The organism is Bacillus sp. SRB3LM, assembly GCF_015712745.1.
Taxonomy (GTDB): domain Bacteria; phylum Bacillota; class Bacilli; order Bacillales; family Bacillaceae_G; genus Bacillus_A; species Bacillus_A thuringiensis_K.
In genome coordinates this window covers 1-2,261 of the sequence record NZ_VWVQ01000085.1, presented here as the reverse complement: position 1 = coordinate 2,261, position 2,261 = coordinate 1, and the positions used below count along the sequence as shown (strand labels likewise).

The window sequence follows — 2,261 nt, the reverse complement described above, 5'->3', positions numbered from 1 at the left end:
CTGATCACACACCTTTTTTGAAGTAGTAGTAGTACCAGTATAGCCAAATTTAAAAAACACATTTCAAACATTTTGTTTTTTTTGCACCAGAACCATTTTTTCTGATAGATGCCAAAGGGGGGAAAGAATAATTTATAATTTCAGTGCCAATAAAATTGGTTATTAAACTAATGCATGGGCTTCAGTCGAGATACGTGTAAAACTAGGTTATAGTAATACATTTTTTACCGAATGTTATTTTTAGTAACCAATCTTAGTGTTTTATTCATTTATTTTGCGGTTCATAGCAAGGACTCCGTTATTACCCTCAGTAAGAACAATATAGAAAGAAATTTAATGTAAAAAATGGTTGATAATCGACGCATATGTTATTATATAGAGAATTTTAAATTATAGTTTTATAGTAATGGTTATTGTAACTTTGGTTAATTTTAGAACATGGTTACATCCATTTTTGTTCTTTACCTTAAGATTAACCTTCTGTATTAATATAGTAAAGACTCTTAAGAAAAAATAATGCTAACTAAAAAATAAAACTAATCCTAAAATGGCATTTTCAATAAATTATTAAGTGAAGTTTATTATAGTATTATTTTAAAGATGTATTTTCCATAATTAACGAAATTTAATAGATAAAAAATAACCTGACAATTGAAGTGATCCCTAAAAGTTAGACACGGTTACTTCATTAAGCAGCTTGATAAAAATGAGTCCGGTATTGTACCGGACTCATTTCTAATTTTGCCTTTAGCCGTTTCGTATTATAATGCTCTATATTTTTCTAATTTAATAGCTTTTGCTTATTATCAATTATAATAATATATATACAATGGGTTGCTAACAGGATTTAGATTGGAAGAGCAATATAAAAAAGAGAAAAAATTTTGTTTTCTTAGAAATTTCAGTTGATTTTAGTGGAATATCTATATAAGATAATTCGTTGTGACAGAATGTTCAAACAGAAATGGAGCGAAGCGTTGTATGTATCCTAAATGGATTGACAAAATGGCATTTTCAAAAGCTCATAAGGAATTATTAGTTCAATTATATATGAAACTGATTACAAGGTGTGAATATGATAAACTTGTAAATGATTTATATAATCCTACCCAAAAAATTATTGCAAGATAACGGTACGAGAACAGATGCGTTTTTACATCCGGAAGCCTCCTAAGTAGGTCAATATAAGTATCGCATATGTAACGATTTTTTCAAGAAAATAAAAAACATTTGAACTGTGAGAATCCCATATGATACGATTAGAACCCATGAATTCCTGACTTGTGTCCAACCTCTTAAAAAATCATTTTGAGAGGTTTTTGATAAGGAAATAGAATGAGGTGAACCATAATGAGAAGAAATAGAAAAGAAGAACAAATACAGAAAATTATGCTCCTGCGAGAAGAAATACAACTATGGATTCAATATATATTTCAGCAATGGGAGCGAAAGAAACAAGAACAACACAATCCATTTCCTAAGTTAGCGTATACAGAGACATTGGCGTTCGAACGTTCCAAGGCTTATCAAGAAATAAAAATTCTTTCTGTAGAAATGGTACGAGATATGACAGGGTATAAAAGAGAAAAACGGTTGGTACAAATAGAGAAATTGCATCAACATATGCAAAGTATTGTGGCCGCAGTCTTAGAAACGATACAAAAATATTCTGCATCCTAACATAGGATATATTTTGTGAGAGAAGAGGACAGTAAACAATGTTTCAGTCAATAGGATCACACCTCTAAAAATGGTATGGAGTATAGATTCGATAAAGGACAAAATCCCCTTTCAACGTTATAACAATAAAAATTCTTTACTAGGGAAAGGGATTATACATATGACCATCGCAATTACTGTGTTAATATTTTTAGGGGCTATTATTCCAGCAGATGTAAAATTATTAAAAGTATTGGATACATAGTCTTATTTCATTCTTTTTATCTTGTCATACATAGAAAAGTGTGATAAATTATTGTGTTATTCTAGAGTACCTGTTCAGCAAACATGTACTTGCTCATTACCCTGATTAGTACGCCTTAATTTTGATACCAAGGCGTACTTTTTGTTTGAAATCCTTGTAAAGGGCTTGAAAAAGATTGCATGGTGGTTTTTTGTCCATCTGATTGGCGATTGTAACTGAGGTTGAACCAGTAAATAACAATCTAATGGCAACGCCATCATTTGTCGTGATTAAAGAGCCAGAATCTCCTCCGGAAGAAAGGTTTGTTGTGACAATTTGATCTCGAAACCGTGCAACC

Annotated in this window: 2 protein-coding genes and 2 pseudogenes; 2 read left to right on the top strand and 2 right to left on the bottom strand. The window is 30.8% G+C overall.

Annotated elements, in window-relative coordinates; all coding sequences use genetic code 11:
* Positions 1-688 precede the first annotated feature (688 nt).
* Positions 689-781, bottom strand: a pseudogene (locus tag F3I02_RS27060) (IS3 family transposase); the annotation flags it as partial.
* Between the two features lie 161 nt (positions 782-942).
* Here F3I02_RS27060 and F3I02_RS27055 point away from each other — a divergent pair.
* Positions 943-1,131 (top strand): hypothetical protein, encoded by a 189-nt coding sequence (locus tag F3I02_RS27055; RefSeq protein WP_196477661.1) that lies wholly within the window; start codon positions 943-945, stop codon positions 1,129-1,131.
* A 219-nt stretch (positions 1,132-1,350) separates the two neighbouring features.
* Entirely contained in the window at positions 1,351-1,680 is a 330-nt protein-coding gene (locus tag F3I02_RS27050; protein WP_196477571.1) for a hypothetical protein, read from the top strand.
* A gap of 349 nt (positions 1,681-2,029) precedes the next feature.
* On the opposite strand, the pseudogene F3I02_RS34200 reads toward F3I02_RS27050, so the two are convergent.
* Positions 2,030-2,261 (bottom strand): annotated as a pseudogene (locus F3I02_RS34200) (hypothetical protein); the annotation flags it as partial.

Coding starts and splice junctions, on each gene's coding strand:
- F3I02_RS27050 (WP_196477571.1), top strand. CDS start 1,351: ATGAGAAGAAATAGAAAAGAAGAACAAATACAGAAAATTATGCTCCTG.